Source organism: Pseudomonas sp. AIG, assembly GCF_977020205.1.
In genome coordinates this window covers 26,016-43,030 of record NZ_CDROCK010000060.1, presented here as the reverse complement: position 1 = coordinate 43,030, position 17,015 = coordinate 26,016, and the positions used below count along the sequence as shown (strand labels likewise).

Genomic DNA, 17,015 nt, shown 5'->3' with positions numbered 1-17,015 from the left:
GGGACGTCTCGATGGGAGACGCGCTCATCAAGTCCGACGTTTATGGCCCGCGTAAGCCTGCCTGCAATCGTCACTTAGCGACGTCTTGGCAAGAACCAGATCCACTTTTTTAAGCGAAGGCAGGGATAGTGAGTGATGAAGTTCGATTGCGTGAAAGTTTCAGGAAAAGTTGACTACGTTCGATCTGTTGATCGAATGAACGGCGGACATAAAGCTAAAGTCAGCATTGACGGTGCAGTTATCCCGAATTTGCAAGTGTCGAATAAGCTTTACGAAGAGTTAGAAGCCGGCGAGAGTGTAACTTTGTATGGGCTTTTTAAAAGAAGTAATGACAAGGAAAAAAACACAGGAATCTTGTACGGCCTAGCGAAGCAAAACGGCGAGAAATCATTTGCAACCCAGTACAGATATCAAGTCCCGCTTTTCCTGACGGTCACTGCGGCCATAGCATTTTGCTTAACTTTCGTCGCCGGCTGGATAGCTTCGATATTCCCAGTGCTTTTCTTGTTTGGAGAAAATTCGGATTATATGTATACCACTACGGTATTTGCAGTAATTGAGTCGAGCGTGGTTGCCGCATTTTTCCTGTGGAGGGCATGGGCGATGTTCAACGCTACATCTGATCCTGAAGCTTGGGAAACTACCGAAGCCGCAGCGCTATCGAGTCGCTTTAGTAAGCTCCACAAGTAATTGTCCTGTGCGTAGGGCACGCTTACACCCGCCCCGGCTTCAGGATCGCTGCGCCAGACTTTCCTTTGGCTGCGAGTATCGGGCAAGCGGAGCGCGCAGGCGTGTGGGATGGACGCCCGTAGGGACGAGACGTGGCTTGCCACGGCTCGGTTCACGCCAGCCATCCGCCGAAGGCGGCACGCCATAACCACCGCCCTGCTTTGTGAAAAGGAGGCTTAAATGACCTGCGATTTACTCCGCGAGCGTGAGAGAACTAGGCGAAGGGTTCTGTGGGCCCTTGCATGCCTCCGTCCTGGTGATCCCAACGCATCCGACCTCCTTGTCATCCTCGATGATCTCGACGACCAAGAGCGAAACGACACCCCCTGTAGCGATAGGCTACTCGAGCTCACTGAGGTTCGTAACTCTGTCTCGGTGATGCGCCACAACTCTGGAATCGACATCATTTTAGATCAGACTATTCCGCTACCCTGGAGGGAGCGGTTCCATCAGGCAAGCATCGGGTCGACCAGAGTTCCTGATGGGGCCTACGCCACAGACTGGGATAAATTTTTGGTTGAATGGGAGCGTGAGATGCAGCATCTGCAAAATCACCGAGTTGCACAGGCTACTAACAGCTAGAACGGCTGGCGAGCGATGGCGGCGCAACCACACAAGCAGTCGGTGTAGCCGCTGAAAATCCACCGTAAAACAGGAGCAGCAAGGTGGAACGGCCTTCTTTTTTTATCGATTTCGAAGCCTCAGGGATAGCCCCGGATAGCTATCCTATCGAGGTCGCCGTCGTGTCGAATGAGACCTCTTTCAGCTCGCTTATCAAGCCAGTCCGGTACTGGACGTACTGGTCGTTCGATGCGCAAGACATGCACGATCTCACTCAAGATCAGTTACATCAGGAAGGTGATACCCCAGTCGCTGTGGCGAGAAGTATGAATCAGCTGTTTTCAGGCCAGGTGCTTTGTAGCGACTCACCTCAAGACAGTTTTTGGTTCGATGTGCTTTTCGAGGCCGCAGATCTGATGCCCACCTTCGAGTTGAAGCCTTTGGAGGTTTTTGTGGGCCGGGAGGCTGCCAGTGAAATCTACCGGCGACTGCCGACAGCCAGGCATCACCGAGTTCTAAATGACGCAACTGCTTTGATGAACGCTTGTCGTGCTTTTTTCGAAGGTTGAACTATCAGAGGGAGGATACCGACCCTCAGCTATGCGAAAGCGATGAGTCCATTGAAGTATGGATGTAGCACAGCTTGTGCGACCGCTGAACCGAAGGCAGGTGATCACGTACCTGGTAGGCATGGCAAGCCCCAGGCGAGTTGGAGACCGATGTAATCAATCAAGGGTTTGCTGGTGAGCTCGATCATTCTTGCTCCCTTCCATCATGCTCATCACACCGGGTGCGAAAGAATCTTCCACCATTACGAAATGTTCCCCGGCAACCGCAGACTTCACAGGTGTAAAACGACATTTCGCCTGCCATTGCCACAATCCCTTCTAGGTAAAGATCACCAGATGCGCCGCTGTAGTAAAAGCGAAGCTGGCCCTGTTTTTCCTTGACCTGTCTGGCTACCACTTGCTCCAAGCGTCCATCGTCCACGCGCTGCTGAATGAGGTTGCACATGCCATCTATCAGGTCTAGCCATCCATCCTCGCACTCGAACAGGAAAGGGCTGTTTGTCGAAGGGGCAGAGGCTGGAAATATGTGCGGGAATTTTTCCGTCAGATGGAGGCGATGCTTGATATCCATAGACACCTGGCTTGAGTGAACTGTAGACGATTGATATACACCAGATATCAACGACCGTCAGTGGAGACTAATCGAACTGGGTAATGGCCATGGTGTGAGCAAAAAAATGCATGTGTGGTCGTCCCAAATGAGCATCCTGAGCTATTTGTGATTTCCCCGGTAATTCGATAGCAATGTCCACTGAGTCGGTCTCCTACTATCACCCATGCGATCTGAGATTAATCTTGCCGACAAGCATCGATCTTATCCACATCCAGCCAACGCAGCTAATGCATTTGAACTGTAAGGCAAGCGGAGCGCGCAGGCGTGCAGGATGAGCGCCCGAAGGGCCGAGACGCGGTTTGCCGTGGCTCGGTTCACGCCAGCCATCCGCCGAAGGTAGCACGCCATAACCACCGCCCAGCTTTGTGAAAAGGAGGCTGAAATGACCTGCGATTTACTCCGCGAGCGTGAGAGGACTAGGCGAAGAGCTCTGTGGGCGCTTGCAAGCCTCCGTCCTGATGATTCTGCAGCATCCGAGCTTCTTACCATCCTTGATGAGCTCGACGAACAAGAACGAAGTGGTACGTCCTATAGCGATAACCCACTCGAGCTCATTGAGGTTCGTAATTCAGTCTCAGCGAAGCGTCACAACTCCGGCATCGACATCATTTTGGAGCAGAGTATTCCGCAGCCCTGGAGGGAGCGATTCTATCAGGCAAGCATCGGATCGACCAGGTTGGTTGATGGGCCATACGCCGCAGACTGGGATAAATTCCTGGCGAGTTGGGGAGCAGAGATGCGGTACCTGGGGCAGCATAGGGCCGCAAGATATCAATGAAAAAGACTGAGCAGGTGAGGGCATGGGACAAGACGATGACACGGTATACTGCGATATCCAGATGCCACTAGCCCAGGGCCGAGAGCTTCTGGAATTAGTAAATGTACTGCGAGAATCGAACGCTCATCCCCGTCTCGATAAAGTCTTCGAGCACATGCAAGACGAACTCAGTACGTCTATCGATATCGTGGACAACCCGCCAATGTGGGGGCCTTGGTGCGAGTAAGGATCCTCATGGCCGTGAAACTTCCGTTTCTAATCAATCCCTGCTCGGCACTCCAGGCACATCCATGTTGATCTTGCGCCAAAAGGCTTCAGAGAAACTGTAAACCGAGAAGGCAATGAGCCCCAGGGCCATCACCATCAAAATCAACCAACCAGCTGGTAGATTTTGGAGCGCATCAAGTGATTCCTTCATACCAGGTGGATTCATGGCTTTATAGGTGGAACCGCTGATGGCCATTAGCAACGCAATTTCTAAGAACACGACTCCACGGGCAATTAGTCCGAATCGTGATACAGGGCGGACGTAGCGCATGACTTCCTCGTCGGCCTCAAAATAGTTCTCGAACGACGCCTTCCATCCCTTGATGATGTGAGCAACACCCACACCAAGGGGAACGAGAGCGATCAGGTACACCAATAAATTCGAGTGATCCCAAGACAAAAAATGCGCTAGCCAGTCTTTGGTTTGCCCTCCGGAATCGCCCGAACTTTTAATACCGCTAATGAGTAGGCCCAACGCGAAAAACGCGAGAGCGCCGTTGACCATACCTCCCGCGAACAGACCTGCGCGAATTACCAAACCTTTGAATTTTTTGCCATGATGATCGACATCACGCGTTGCCTGAAGCACGCGCCACGCCGCAAACGCGAGCAGACCCGCCACCACAAGCCCAACCAGAAAATAGCCGAATGGTTGGCTCAGCAATGCTTCGAGGCTCTTGTGGCTGTCCTTCGGTTTTGTCGAATCTTGTGCTGCGAGCAACGCGAAAATACCGACGATCAAATACAGCAATCCCCGAGCGGCGTAGCCTCCCCGAGCGAGTATTACTAGGCTGTGTTGCGCTGACATTCGATGTATTCCCGAGATCTGATACAAAGCAGACCCTTCTTGTGGGGCGGGGTTCTGTTACCAAGTAGGTGACGGCAGCGATTTATTACATACAGATCCGTCATTGAACGTCTTCTGACACCTGCACGCTCTGCGGTGCGCCTTATCGTTGCTCTCAATCGCAAACGGGCCGAGAGGCGGATAACTGTAAATCGCAGTTGCTCATTGCGTTTATCGGGAAGCGTACTTCAGACTCCGGGCTGAATTTTGGAGCTAAACACATGACTTCTGCCAAGCGGGATTTCACGACACAACTTCTAATTGATGCAGGAATCCGTGATGGGATGCGTGTTCTGGATGTCGGCTGCGGAACGGGAGACGTTACCTTTCTGCTAAGCACGCTGGTCGGCGAGACTGGCGAAGTCGTCGGGATTGATCGCGACGATGATGCACTCACTACAGCACGTAAACGCGAGGCTTCCGCTGAACACCCTGTGCCCACTTTCATTCAAAGCGGGTTGCTCGACCTTACTGAATCTATCGGCATGTTTGACGCCATTGTGGGCAGACGAGTGCTCATGTACCAGGCAGATACCGTTGCGACCGTAAGTGCATTGGTCAAGCATCTTCGTGCAGGCGGAGTAATGGTTTTCCAGGAACATGATACGACGATGGCTCCAGCCAGCATTGACGCCTTCAGCCTGCACAGAACTGCTCAGGGCTGGATACAGCAAATGATTGCGCGCGAAGGCGCCGACCTGCATATCGGCTTCAACCTACACAGTATTCTCACCACTGCCGGGTTGTGTGTCTGGGATGTACGTGCTGAATGTGTCGTACAAACCCCTGATACACCTTATGGCCTGGGCTACATAATACGTGCCTGCTTACCACGCATAATTGCGCTTGGGGTCGCGACACCAGATGAGGTCGGCATTGAAACATTGCAGCAACGTCTGGACGATGAGCGAAAGCAGTCCGGTGGAATCTACATTGGGGATGTAATGTTCGGGGCGTGGGCACACAAGCCGGGCCAGGCTTAGCCCCAAGCACCGGCACTGCTTGGGGTTGAGGCTCGGGAGATAACATTGATGGGTGATGATGTTTCCCAGAAGCGAGCTTGAGCGGCATTAATCGACCGGCTCGCTGCCGAGATCCTACGCAATCAGGTAATTTAGCTGGATGCCTTTTTGAGCGATTCCAGTAATTCATTATCTTTCGCCACAGCGCGCTGGTAGGCAGGTCTCATCGTCAACTTCTGGGCGTAATCAACAAAGGCTTGGCGATAAGGCAGGGTTTGAAGTCCTAAACCCCAACCCACGTGGGAGCCTACGTAAACGTCCGCCGCAGTGAAACGATCACCGGCGATGTACGGGTGAGCTGAGGTAGCCCACTCCAATTGGTCTACCGTCCGCTCGTAACTGCCATAGCCGAGGAAAAACTCTTGGCTGGTTGTTGGTTTAAAATCTGCGCGAAAATTGGTCACAGCCTGCTCCACAGGCCCTGCTGCGAAGAACATCCAACGGTAATAATCGGCCCGTTCTTCAGGTGTGGGAGCGAGTAACGCTTCTGGAAAGGTTTCGGCTAGGTAAACGCAGATAGCTGCGCTCTCCGAAATGACCCGACCGTTGTGTACGATTGCGGGAATCTTTCCAATAGGATTCACTTCGGTGAAGAACTTGCTTCGCTCAACGTCTGTGCTGTCAGGTCTTTCGAGCGCTGCTCCACCCCATGGATCTCCCTCGCTTGCACGTTCGTAGTCCAAAACTACGGTCTCATAGGGACAGCCGATCTCTTCAAGCATCCAGCGCACTATTCGTCCGCGTGAGTTGGGGTTGGTATAGAAGGTGATGCTCACAATTATTCTCCTGACTGTCGAAAGCTGCCTTTGGAGAATAGATAGGTTGGAAGCTGACGAATCTAGCAAAGCACGCCACAATGCTCGCCATTCGTGCCAGTGCCATTTCTCACTATCGAAAATTTAGTCTCCTGGCGTGTAGCTGTGCACCATTTGCGAGGGCACGATGAGATGTGAAGTGTCCAGCGTCTTAGGTCGGCGGAATTCCCAGGCATCGTTTGCTATGACGACCTGAGTCAGGCACTGAGTCTCTAGTTTTCGATAAATATCAGAGGAGGGTGACAACAAATGACCATGAACAACGTGCCTTCTAGTGCCTGCAAACTTCCCCAATCATTTTGGCAAGCGATCACTCAGCTAGGGCTCGAGCCCGCAGCCGTATTGCGTCACGCGAATCTGCCGGAAACCTGGCACCTCGACGACACTATCGTGATCAGCACATCACGACTCTTCGCCATCTGGGATGCCGTTGAGGCACTGAGCGCTGACACTGCGTCGGGCATCAGGATGGTCTCCGAGACAAGTACCGCGAAACACATGCTTGCGTTCTTGGCTGCCACATACGCGGCGGACTTTCGAGATGGACTAACTCGACTGGCACGATTCAAGCGCTTATGCAGCCCTGACCGGCTGTGCTTCGAAGCGCGCAATGGAAAGACATCAGTGACCACAGAGTGGCCCGTCGGCACTCCAGCCGAGCCCTACATAGCGGTGGAAGCAAGCTTTGCATTGCTGCTGGAAGTCGGACGTAGAGGCTCTGGCAAACATATTCTCCCTGCGTCGGTAGACCTGCGGCGCCCTGCACCCGTATCGACCGAGCATGCGGAGTTTTTCGGTTGCCCAATCCGCTTTGGCGCGAAGCGCGACAAGCTCGTGCTGAACTCTGTGGACTTGGATTTGCCGTTCCCCACGCACAACCCAGAATTACTGCGGATGCTAACACCCGCGCTGGCAAGCGCAGTAGAGGATATTGCAAAGCATGCCAGCTTGGGTGAAAGAGTGAAGGCCACGCTAAAGCTGATGATGGCTGATGGAGGCACTGACGTTGCGAGAGTGGCCAAGGAACTGGGCCTCAGTCCTCGCACACTCCAGCGAAAAATTTCCGCTGAGGGTAAAACATTCAGGTCATTACTGACCGAGGCGAGGAATGAGCTCAGCCGTGAGCTGCTAAGCGGTGGGGCAACAGAGATCAAAGAGGTTGCATACCGACTTGGTTATCAGGACACCAACTCGTTTTATAGAGCCTTCCGGGATCGGGAGAAAGTAACACCAGGAAACTGGCGGCGGCTAAATAGTTAACGTATTGCGTTATGCCGTTGCCGTGGCGCCATAGACCTCACCCTAGCCTAAAAACCTCTACAGCCGTGCATTCCTGGATATGCGTAACTGGACTGCCGAGATAGGTTTAGTCACCAAACATATCGTTGAGCTCCGTATCAGCACGACCTAAGGATTTCATCGTGATGTTGCCAGTGTCATTTTCACCGACGTGCCAGAGCGAAAATTTCGGAAGGTTTAGCCAGGCCGGTGGCTTCGCATCAACTGGAAAAGCCGAGCGGGTATGATAGGTTGCTGCACCGTCGATTATCGACACCAGCGCAATACGATGCACCCTTGCGTATTTTATCGCTCCGGATTGAAACCCTGTTGTGGTGAACAGCATTCCTTTATGAGCGCCCACAGATCTCACCTTGTCGTGCAGTACCTGAACCAGCTCCCGCTCGACTGCCTTACGGTATTTTTTGCACTCAATCAGCACGATGAATTCGGCACCTGCGAAGGCCTGGAATTTCGCCAGCACGTCGATCTGGTAGGTTGAGTCGTAGGCCTCGACTTTTGCGTCGTGCGTAACCTCCAGCGATGTCAGTTCACTTCCTTGCTTGAGGATCCAGTCCCTGACCAAGAACTCGAATTCAGTGGCGGTAATTTCGAGGTTGGGATTCGCCATTGGTGGGAACATTCTTTTCCTTATTGTTCAGTCGAATTGGCAGTGCGCGATAGGTGCGCATGGCTCGGGGTAACAGCACCTAAGACTGTCGAATCCTCAAAATGGAATCGGTGATGGCTTGAGCATTTGTGTCCAGCGCTTCCATGGCCGACATCGCATGAGTGGCTACGCTTCCTACGCCATTTTCTGAAAGCCACTTGGTTATTTCTTCTATTGCTGCACCTAGTGCGTGCTGGTTATGCAGCAGCAATGTAAGGGCGTCCGCCGTGGCGATCTTGTAGTTAGAATTCTCTGGCATGGCGGTCTTCCTTGGGATGATGCACAGAGCCTAGTTCATCTCACCGCTGGCTCACACGGTGCAGACAAGGGCAGGTTCGCCGGCGACCAATTATGTGTCCCAACGAGCGAGTACAATGGTGCTACTCAGTCAATCCATCGGCAAATGCTCCGGAGTACCGATCTCAGATGAAGCAGACGGTTTTGCGACTCCCCAAGAATGAAGTGGGCCGTGACTTTGTAGTCGGTGATATCCACTTCAAAACCATCGAGCTCCATAAGGGGCTTCGCGCGCTAGGCTTTGACAGTGCGGTTGATCGGGTTATTGCTGTAGGCGATTTGATCGACCGTGGGCCCGGAATGCTGGATGGGCTAAAACTGCTTGGCGAACCTTGGTTCTTCAGTGTCCAAGGCAATCACGAACAGATGCTGATAAACGCTTATCGTGAGAACCCACAAGCACGCTATAGCTCCCACGGTGCGGGATGGTGGGCAACGATCGCCGATGAGTCAAAAGGAATGGTGATCGAAAGGCTGGAGCGTCTTCCCACCGCCATAGAGATTCAGTCCCCACGTGGCCTGGTCGGTGTCGTTCATGCCGATGTGCCGGCGGGGATTTCTTGGCAGGAGTTCGTTGGGAGTCTAGACAATGCTCAGATCGAAGAGATCGCTCTGTGGGGCCGGGAACGGATCATCAAGCATTATCGTGACGGTGTTCCAGGCATCTGGAGAGTTTGCTCGGGACATACGTGGATTCCGAAACCGCTGAGATTGGGGAATTTTCTCGCGCTAGACTGCACGGGAGGAGGGGACGGCCCTTTGGGAATCTACTGTGTCCAAGAAGACACTATCTATGTTGATGGGCGTCCTTTGTCGCTTGATAGCGCAGAGAGCATTTCAGAGCAGCTACAGGAGCTGGAGCACGTCATCAGTCAGCTTAAGACAGAAGTAAATGGCAACAGGTTGATTGAATCGCAGAGCCTTAGCGGTAAGGCTGAAGCCTTGGCCAAGCAGGTGAACTCATCGTGGATCACGATGAGAGATGAGGACGCCGAATCTGAGAAGCTTATTAACGCGTTGCACGGGCTTAGCTTACTTACTGGCGAGCGCAGAGGTGCCAAGCTTGATGAGCTGAAGGCAAGGTACAGTGGAACGCAGACGGAGCAGCTGCTTCAGAGGCTTTTCGGCGCCTGACTTACTACTCTGGTGGGCTTCACAAAATGAATCTTCAGGATGCTCTCGTCACACAAACCGAAAATATATTTCCCCCGCCCCCTTGAAAGTAAATTTTCAAACCGGAGACCTTATATTTGAAAACAAACAAAAAAGCGACGTCCTACAAAAGTCCCCCATTTTTTGCCTGCCTTGAGCTGTGGGGCAATCGACCCGATTGCCTTTCTGTTGCTCTGTAGGCTTGCGCTCCTTTTGTTTTTTTTTTGCTTCTGTTATCCGTTTTTTCTGCGTTGGAATGCATGATGGGGGGCGGCGAAGCCAGTGTTGTGTATGTAGATGGCACCTTTGCGACCTCAGTCGCGGCTACTTTTTGATTCCAAAAGGAATGATTTTTTTTCGAAAAAAATGGCCATATGCCATCTCTAATGGGTAGGTGATGATCCCGCTTTTCAAAGCGCCTTAGTTCGCCGACGTCTCAAAGACTTTTGCCCAGTCGCGACTTGCCATTTCTGAGCAAACACTGGGCGCACCACCAAAGCATCGTTGGCAAACCTTAAGCATTTCTAATTCGGTGCTGTAGTGAATGAGGTCACCGGATTCGTTGAGCAATACACCTTTTGCACCAATCAGTAATGCATGCCCTGCGACAACGTCATGGGCTGACACCGGATAAAGAGACAGTCCACAGACTCCGTCACCAGCAGCGACCTTCGCCAGCCTGTATGCAATTGATGGCATCGGGTAAAAACCTGCCGGCGCACAGAGTGCGCGATTGGTCTGCGGTTTGTTGCCAGCAGCAGCGCTCACCATCACCATGCTCTCCTTCGAAAGCACCTGTTTTGAAAGGTCGACATAGATGGGGGCTCCATTCCTAACCACTTGATCCATACCTTGCGCCCAACTGATGCAGTCTGGAATCCCAAATGGTGTGACAGGTGCATGTACTACGCCCAAAACGGGATGATTGTTGTGAAGCAATCCTACTGAGATGGCCGATCCATCGAAGCCTTTGAGGAAGTCGCTGGTGCCGTCGTTCGGGTCAACAACCCAGCAGAAGGAGTTGCCGGAAAGTACGTGGCCGGTCTCTTCACCCCACCAATCGCATGGCAAAATTCTCAGCAATTCCTCACGGAGAAATACCTCGATTTCGACGTCGATTTCAGCTTTATCTCCGCAACCCCGGCGGCCGTCCGGACGGACACATTCCTCTGCCAATAACACACCCGCCCGCTCCACAGCTTTGATCACCTGGGGAAGAATCTGCTGCAGTTGTGTATTTATCATGGCGACCTGACGAGCTCACGGGCGGAGGAGTGGAGGGTGATGCCGTGTTCCTAAGCAAATAGACAAGGCTCCTACCATCTTACAGGAGCTGCGAACCAAGCCATCGACTCAGACGATCGCCTTGAACGTTTCCCAGCTTGTTGATGGCACCTCTGAGCATTCCGACCATGGCATGTAAATCATCTTCGTCCGGAAACCACTCGGATAGCTCGACATTGCAAAACTCTGAATGGGTGAACACCCATTTGACAACCATATCCCCGGTTGCGCGGAAGTGATCGGCCATATAGATCTGGTGATCGATCTTCCACCCCCTCCGCTCTAGTTCATCGGTTACGTTAAAGATGCCCGTATCACCAAAGCAAAATGTCGTGTCGGGGTAGTGGATACCAGCAAGCGACACCTTCGCCTCACCGACCTTGCTGTTCCAATATGCTAGGTAGTGCCATCCGCCCGAAGTGGTGTGAGGCCTCGGGAAGTTTATGGCTGCCTTGCCGGTGATGAAGTGCTCGTAGGTAACCCTACTCAGGTCAAGATCGAAATTACGCATTACTTGACCTCTTGGGCTTTCCACCGGTGTGCCACTACCGTGGCCGTATCTGCCGTCTAATTACGTGGCGATGAACAGCGCTTATTCAGCGAAACAGAATTCGACTTGCTGGGACTTCGTCACTGAGCGATGATTTTGGGGCTTTGGAGAGAGACGTCGCGCTGGCAACTCATCACAAGACGAGATTGCCAGATTTTTGAGAACTCCCTCATGGCCTAGGCTCGCCAGTTCCTCTTGGGTGCGACGCAGCAAAGCGTCAACGGACTCTCCCGACTCAGCGCATAGGGTAATGGCGACCAGGGTCATAGGACTTACTCTGAGCGGGCCGCTCAAAGCCGTTATCATCTCCAGCGTGGGGCTTGACTGGGCGCGCTCTAGTTTCGAAACGTATGTTCGACTGCTGACTTCCGCAAGATTTCTCTGGGTCAATCCTTTGCCCGCGCGCATCGCTTTTAGCACAGCAGCAAAAGCAATTTTGAGCGTCATAAACACGTTCCTAATCAGCCAGTCTTTTTGAGCGTGGTCGCGCTTTATGAGACATTTTACCCATGTGGAGGCAATCACGGTATGTCGATTGGAGTGGCTTCGCTTACCAGACAAGGTTGGGGTTCCCGCGCCGCCTCTCTAGCCTCTCGCAGTCTTTGCTCAGCGTACATCGCCGAGTCATCCTCAGGCAGCGGATAGCCGGCCGCTGATAGCGCCTTTGCTCGCTCTTCGATCAGCACGCGCTCAGGATCTCTAGCGGACTGGTAAGCCCTCCCTTTCACCCGTTGAGTTTCAAGCAATTTGCGACTCCTCAGAGGCTGAGTAGAAACCAGAGCAAGTTTTACCAAGGATAGGCTAAGAGAAGTATCAAATTCTTCGTAGCCGCGACACCAAAAATCAGCTGGGAGTGTGGTGGCAAGCGGAGCGCGCAGGCCGAGAGGCCGAGAGGCCGAGGCGCGAGGATGGAAGCCCTGCGGGCCAAGACGCCGCCCTGGCGGGTGGCTTGGTTTACGACAGCCGTCCCCGGCAGGGGCGCGCACCGGAATTACTTCAGTCAATCGCCGATTCACTGCTGCATTCCGATCGTAAGACATAGCACTCCCAACGAGGCTTGATTGCAGCGCCGGTACATACCAACATCACGGTTTCAGCTTCCTAGTTTGGAGGACTTATGAGTCGTGATTACAAAGACACAGTGTACTGCAATGTTCAAATGCCGATGGCCAAGGGGCGGGAGCTTTCGAGGTTAATAGCGGAGCTTAGAAAGTCAGGTGCTCATCCCGAGCTAGACTCAGTCTTTGAAGAAATACAGCACGAGCTGAGCTCGTCAATTGAGTTCGTGGAGGAGCAACTCTCCGGCGCTGGCGGATTTGGCCGGCGGTCACATTGAAATAGCTCAGCCAACGAAGCCCGCGACCTTAAGAGGAGGTCAGGGTGTCCGCATTAAGGAGGAGAACCTAATGTCTAGCGGTGCTGTTGATCAGAATCTGCGTGAGCGAGAGAAGATCAGGAGGAAAGCTTTGTGGACGCTATCTGATCTTCTGCCAGGCGATCCCAAAGCCACTCCAGTCGTGTCTATGCTCGACGAAATCGCACGCCAGGATGAAGCCGACAGGTTGCTGAGAGATGTGGCGAAACTCGAGGATCTTCGCGACCTTGTGGTTATCGAACCTCGCTCGTGCGGCCTTCAAATCGTTCGTGAAGGGAGCATTCCGGAACCGTGGCGAGAGCGATTCCTCCAAGCGAGCATCGGATCGACTCGGGTTGAAGCAGGCCCTTTCCTTAATGATTTTGAAAAATTTATTAATCTTTGGACGCAGGAAAATCAGCGCCTAGAAGCGTACCGATCAGCCATCGACGAAAAAAATTAGGAGAGCATCTCAAGTTTCTCGAAACGCATCCGTTTGTATTTACAAGAGCAAATAAATAAGGCGTTTCCATGAAGCTTCATCCAACTTCAAAAGCATCTTCTGATTTTCGTCTTTGTAGAGAGTTCGACTGCTGGCGCGGCCTAGATTTTGACGAAAAATACACATGCGCAATCGAAGTGCTGCCGTCGGCGCGAATCATGATCGAGCTAGACATCGTGAGGCTCAGTGTCACTCCTGACGTCGCACAAGAGATTTCGTCATGCCTGAGAGAAGCACTGGCTATTGGTGGTGATGAGGAAGGTGATCAAGCCGTAGGCGAAAATCGTCCGACTGGATTGTTCAAGGTTCGCAGATTAATTGGAATACGCGGCTTTCAATACTCGGCTTCTGGCGAGATTGCGTTTGAAGATGCGAGCGCAGACGTCTGTGAGGAGTCACCTTCAGGCACCACGTCAATCGTGGTCTGCACAATTGAGGGTGGGGGTTATGAGTTGGTATTTCCTTTTATGTGTTACTCGTTCACTGAAGATGATGCGTTCTGGCTGAGCGAAGGCTTGCTTAGGGCCTGCCAAAAAATCGCGAAGCCTTAAATCGACAGATCTCCGCACAAAATGACTGCAATAACAACCTCACGAGGTTGAACAGCCAGGAACAAACTTCATCCATGCTGCCCGTACGCAATCAAGGCAGGTCGTATGCGTCCGGCGCAGCGGTTAAGAAAATGCTCAGCATTTGTTAGGGAGCCTCCTTTTCATAGAAGTCGGCGCGAGCTACATATAGGTGTTCGACTACCACTTACGCCATAGGGTCAACTCGTGAAGTAAATACGAGCCTCACTGGCGTTTGTTCGGTGGCACAGGCGAGGATGAAAAGCAGGTCAGCTTACTCTCGATGAGGCTCCAAACTGGCTCGCCACCGGTATCCCTATTTCTCAACCAGATCTTTGTACCTTTCTCGAGAGGCCAGAATCTGGTCTCTGAGCTCTTCAGGATCAATCCTCATCCCACCGCGAGGAGTTGTCTGCAGAGTTTTCAAACCGTTGGCTGCCTTGATGAAGGCTCGCTCCTCTGCCTGAATCCATTCAGGACGTTTGTCTTTCCAAAATGACCACGCCATTCTCTGAGTCCCGTTCCTAAGTGGATGAGGCTAGTATGTGGCAGCTGAAAGAAATGTCCAAGCTAGGTGGTGACCTTGGTCACTATGCAAGCGGAGCGCGCAGACCAGGAAGGTCGAAGGCATGAGGATGGAAGCCCGCAGGGCCAAGACCCGTCGATAGACGAGGCTTGGTTTACGACAGCCATCCCCAGAGGGGCATGCCCGAAAAATAAAAGCTAGGTTATCGAACCGCACGCTGTTCGTTCGTACGAGGAGCTACACCCATGGCGTAAAGATCATAAGTCTTTCGCAACAACAATTCGTCATCAGACGATACATGCGCGTGCATGAGGACTGTCGACAAGAAACGCTTCCGTTCGCCATTGCCAATCTCAGACCAAACCCTTGGTTGTCCTTGAACATCTGGGACTGCCAAGCGATCAAGAAGGTACTCCTCAAGGCTATGCAACCGCTGCAAGCCATCGATCAAAATATCGCTACTCTCAGCCATTGCTCGCCCCGCAACCGAATCACACCACTCATTAGTGAGATAGCTTCCAAGATCCCCTCCAGACCACACAGAAACGATGAACCGAGCCTTTTGCCCCAGATTCCATACTACTGGGCGATGCCAAGACGGAACTGGAATGCCCATTACGAACCCCGCAGCCCAAGGGTACTTCTCGTGAGCAACAGATGGTTCGACCAAGTGTTTTTCCCAGCGAGAAACCAAGATGTCAATTGGATATTGGTTGGTGCTGGTTGCCAAAATTTGACGTGGCATTCGGAGGCTGGGATCTGAAATTTCGTCGTCCGCGTAGCGCTGAAATTTGGAAGTCATGAATGTCCTTGGAGGAGGGGAGTGCTAAAGGTGGACGAACCATTGGTTCGGATGAAATGACACCGCCACTCATCAACGATTGAGATGATCAGTAAGTCACGCTCTGTTGAGATTTCGATCTGCTCACCGTCGACGAGCGCTTGCGCATAGCCCTCAGCGAAGGCTGCAGCTCTGTCAAAGTCGGAAGGGGAGTCAGAGGACGCGATGTAGCTGACCAAGCGCTCCCACGCCCTGCGTTGACGATGACCCTGGATGGTCTCGGCAAACGGCACGGCGTCTTTTAAGGAGCGTGCAAATGCGATCGTTGGTAGGTTCAAAACCGGTTTCTCTAGATGTCATAGATATGAAAAACGGTTCGTTTTGAAAAACCTTGAGCCGTATAGGAAGTTTTTTTGCCGACGCAAATAGGCGCTAACCAGACGCGAACGCGTGGACGTGCTAATGGCACTCAGATATTGTCGCAAGCATGAAAACGCGCAGGCCGCGTGACAAATCATGAAGGGATGAATGCGATGATTTACTTATGCAATGGATGCAACAGAACTACCTTCGAGATCGCATGCCCGTGGTGCATGGGCTCTCAGGTCTCGCCGTCATCAGAGCTCACGTTGCGACACCTCACGCCGCTGGATCCTTCGTTTTATCCCGACTTTCAATACAGATCCAAAGGCTTGATTCAAGACTTTTTTGGGAAGAAGAAGGAGCAAGCCCAGCTCAACGATCTCCTGAATAACGTTTTGAGAAAGTACGCAGAGCTTAAGCAGCCATACTTCACAAACTTTATTCACACAACTCGCGAAAGCGCAGGTAGCAGCGATGATGCGGGCATACCTGGGCCACGATTGGATGGTGTGTACAGCGAGAGGGAACTGTTTAGGGAAGTCTTGATTCGCAAAGGCTTTGACGAGCTTGAAGGGCTTCCATCTCTTCTGGACAAGCTGTTACAGACCACCGCCTTCAACTCTGCCTATCTGGGCTTCTCCAGAGAGTTGACGCGACACATTCGAACTGACCTTGCCGACACCTTACGTTCTTGGATTGAAGAGGCAGGAACGACCTTCAGGTCTGACTTGGCTTTGTTCTATTACTACCTGTGGGAAAATGACGTTGCGTTCCCCAATGTGCAATTCAATCCTCAAGCGGCTTCGACATCTGGTGTGCCACTCCTCCCGATACAGGTTTTCCGGAATGGCCTGAGTCTCTGCGAGGAGATCTATTTCGATATTCTCGTCGAGCGGCTTGGATCTCAGCTGGAGCATTTCAATCCGAACCAGTTCATCACCATGTACCTAGTGGACGCTATGGACGGATTTCAGTTTGAAGCCTTCCTGGTTGAGATATTCCAGACCATTGGATACGACGTTAAAGAGACTAAGAAGACAGCTGACCAAGGCGCTGATCTTTTCGTCAGCCGCTTCGGAAAAAACATGGTGATCCAAGCTAAAAACTACTCTGGCTCTGTAGGTAATGCGGCAGTGCAGCAAGCCATTTCCGCAAAAGCTTTCTATGGGTGCGACGAGGCGATGGTAGTCACGAACTCCTACTACACGAAATCCGCCAAAGAGCTGGCCAGCACAGCAGGCGTCCGGCTGATCGACCGGGACGGGCTTCAGAGCTATTTGGACGACTACAATCAGAAGCTCATCGAGGTTTTCCAGGCCGAGGAAGAAAGTGCTTAAAAGTAGGTGCCCTTCGGGGCAAAAACTTTAGCCCCGCGACATCGGTGCGGTTTCGAGATCCGTGACTAGAAAGACCATGCTCAACCGACGGAGCAGCAAGCGGAGCGCGCAAGCCGAAACGGCTGGAGGCGTGAGGATGGGAGCCCGGCAG

General features: G+C 52.5%; 19 protein-coding genes. 10 read left to right on the top strand and 9 right to left on the bottom strand.

What is annotated here, in order from left to right:
- The first annotated feature begins 135 nt into the window (after positions 1-135).
- Complete coding sequence (locus tag ACWR1S_RS26630; RefSeq protein WP_454565580.1) at positions 136-690, top strand: hypothetical protein; 555 nt, start codon at positions 136-138, stop codon at positions 688-690.
- Positions 691-1,394: 704 nt separating this feature from the next.
- The gene (locus ACWR1S_RS26625; RefSeq protein WP_454565579.1) at positions 1,395-1,859 is read left to right on the top strand and encodes a hypothetical protein; all 465 of its coding nucleotides are present in this window, start codon (positions 1,395-1,397) and stop codon (positions 1,857-1,859) included.
- A 184-nt stretch (positions 1,860-2,043) separates the two neighbouring features.
- On the opposite strand, the gene ACWR1S_RS26620 is transcribed toward ACWR1S_RS26625, so the two are convergent.
- On the bottom strand, positions 2,044-2,430 hold the full coding sequence (locus ACWR1S_RS26620) for a hypothetical protein (protein WP_454565578.1): 387 nt from the start codon (positions 2,428-2,430) through the stop codon (positions 2,044-2,046).
- Between the two features lie 842 nt (positions 2,431-3,272).
- Here ACWR1S_RS26620 and ACWR1S_RS26615 point away from each other — a divergent pair.
- Complete coding sequence (locus tag ACWR1S_RS26615; RefSeq protein ID WP_454565577.1) at positions 3,273-3,476, top strand: hypothetical protein; 204 nt, start codon at positions 3,273-3,275, stop codon at positions 3,474-3,476.
- Between the two features lie 33 nt (positions 3,477-3,509).
- On the opposite strand, the gene ACWR1S_RS26610 is transcribed toward ACWR1S_RS26615, so the two are convergent.
- Complete coding sequence (locus ACWR1S_RS26610) at positions 3,510-4,325, bottom strand: DUF1206 domain-containing protein (protein ID WP_454565576.1); 816 nt, start codon at positions 4,323-4,325, stop codon at positions 3,510-3,512.
- A 260-nt stretch (positions 4,326-4,585) separates the two neighbouring features.
- On the opposite strand from ACWR1S_RS26610, the gene ACWR1S_RS26605 reads away from it, so the two are divergent.
- Positions 4,586-5,347, top strand: a complete 762-nt coding sequence (locus tag ACWR1S_RS26605) for a methyltransferase domain-containing protein (RefSeq protein WP_454565575.1) — start codon at positions 4,586-4,588, stop codon at positions 5,345-5,347.
- Between the two features lie 131 nt (positions 5,348-5,478).
- Here ACWR1S_RS26605 and ACWR1S_RS26600 read toward each other — a convergent pair whose 3' ends face one another.
- Positions 5,479-6,162 (bottom strand): glutathione S-transferase family protein, encoded by a 684-nt coding sequence (locus ACWR1S_RS26600; RefSeq protein WP_454565574.1) that lies wholly within the window; start codon positions 6,160-6,162, stop codon positions 5,479-5,481.
- 288 nt (positions 6,163-6,450) lie between these two features.
- Here ACWR1S_RS26600 and ACWR1S_RS26595 point away from each other — a divergent pair, with 288 nt between their 5' ends.
- Entirely contained in the window at positions 6,451-7,461 is a 1,011-nt protein-coding gene (locus ACWR1S_RS26595) for an AraC family transcriptional regulator ligand-binding domain-containing protein (protein ID WP_454565573.1), read from the top strand.
- A gap of 106 nt (positions 7,462-7,567) precedes the next feature.
- On the opposite strand, the gene ACWR1S_RS26590 is transcribed toward ACWR1S_RS26595, so the two are convergent.
- Both ACWR1S_RS26590 and ACWR1S_RS26585 read right to left on the bottom strand, forming a co-directional pair.
- A complete protein-coding gene (locus ACWR1S_RS26590; protein WP_454565572.1) occupies positions 7,568-8,122 on the bottom strand; it encodes a restriction endonuclease in 555 nt (184 codons plus the stop codon).
- Between the two features lie 67 nt (positions 8,123-8,189).
- Positions 8,190-8,408, bottom strand: a complete 219-nt coding sequence (locus tag ACWR1S_RS26585; protein ID WP_454565571.1) for a hypothetical protein — start codon at positions 8,406-8,408, stop codon at positions 8,190-8,192.
- A 167-nt stretch (positions 8,409-8,575) separates the two neighbouring features.
- Between ACWR1S_RS26585 and ACWR1S_RS26580 the strand changes: the two genes are divergently transcribed.
- Positions 8,576-9,580 (top strand): metallophosphoesterase, encoded by a 1,005-nt coding sequence (locus tag ACWR1S_RS26580; RefSeq protein ID WP_454565570.1) that lies wholly within the window; start codon positions 8,576-8,578, stop codon positions 9,578-9,580.
- A 438-nt stretch (positions 9,581-10,018) separates the two neighbouring features.
- On the opposite strand, the gene ACWR1S_RS26575 is transcribed toward ACWR1S_RS26580, so the two are convergent.
- The 3 genes from ACWR1S_RS26575 to ACWR1S_RS26565 form a co-directional block, all read right to left on the bottom strand.
- Positions 10,019-10,843 (bottom strand): inositol monophosphatase family protein, encoded by an 825-nt coding sequence (locus ACWR1S_RS26575; protein ID WP_454565569.1) that lies wholly within the window; start codon positions 10,841-10,843, stop codon positions 10,019-10,021.
- Between the two features lie 79 nt (positions 10,844-10,922).
- Positions 10,923-11,393: a hypothetical protein gene (locus ACWR1S_RS26570; protein WP_454565568.1), complete on the bottom strand. Its 471-nt coding sequence runs from the start codon at positions 11,391-11,393 to the stop codon at positions 10,923-10,925.
- A gap of 81 nt (positions 11,394-11,474) precedes the next feature.
- On the bottom strand, positions 11,475-11,879 hold the full coding sequence (locus ACWR1S_RS26565; protein ID WP_454565567.1) for a helix-turn-helix domain-containing protein: 405 nt from the start codon (positions 11,877-11,879) through the stop codon (positions 11,475-11,477).
- Between the two features lie 670 nt (positions 11,880-12,549).
- On the opposite strand from ACWR1S_RS26565, the gene ACWR1S_RS26560 reads away from it, so the two are divergent.
- The 3 genes from ACWR1S_RS26560 (at position 12,550) to ACWR1S_RS26550 (ending at position 13,839) form a co-directional block, all read left to right on the top strand.
- A complete protein-coding gene (locus ACWR1S_RS26560) occupies positions 12,550-12,768 on the top strand; it encodes a hypothetical protein (RefSeq protein ID WP_454565566.1) in 219 nt (72 codons plus the stop codon).
- Between the two features lie 70 nt (positions 12,769-12,838).
- Positions 12,839-13,249 (top strand): hypothetical protein, encoded by a 411-nt coding sequence (locus tag ACWR1S_RS26555; protein WP_454565565.1) that lies wholly within the window; start codon positions 12,839-12,841, stop codon positions 13,247-13,249.
- A gap of 68 nt (positions 13,250-13,317) precedes the next feature.
- The gene (locus tag ACWR1S_RS26550) at positions 13,318-13,839 is read left to right on the top strand and encodes a hypothetical protein (protein ID WP_454565564.1); all 522 of its coding nucleotides are present in this window, start codon (positions 13,318-13,320) and stop codon (positions 13,837-13,839) included.
- 746 nt (positions 13,840-14,585) lie between these two features.
- On the opposite strand, the gene ACWR1S_RS26545 is transcribed toward ACWR1S_RS26550, so the two are convergent.
- Positions 14,586-15,185, bottom strand: a complete 600-nt coding sequence (locus ACWR1S_RS26545; RefSeq protein WP_454565563.1) for a hypothetical protein — start codon at positions 15,183-15,185, stop codon at positions 14,586-14,588.
- A gap of 512 nt (positions 15,186-15,697) precedes the next feature.
- Between ACWR1S_RS26545 and ACWR1S_RS26540 the strand changes: the two genes are divergently transcribed.
- Positions 15,698-16,864, top strand: coding sequence for a restriction endonuclease (locus ACWR1S_RS26540; protein WP_454565582.1), 1,167 nt, complete (start codon positions 15,698-15,700; stop codon positions 16,862-16,864).
- The last annotated feature ends 151 nt before the right edge of the window (positions 16,865-17,015 follow it).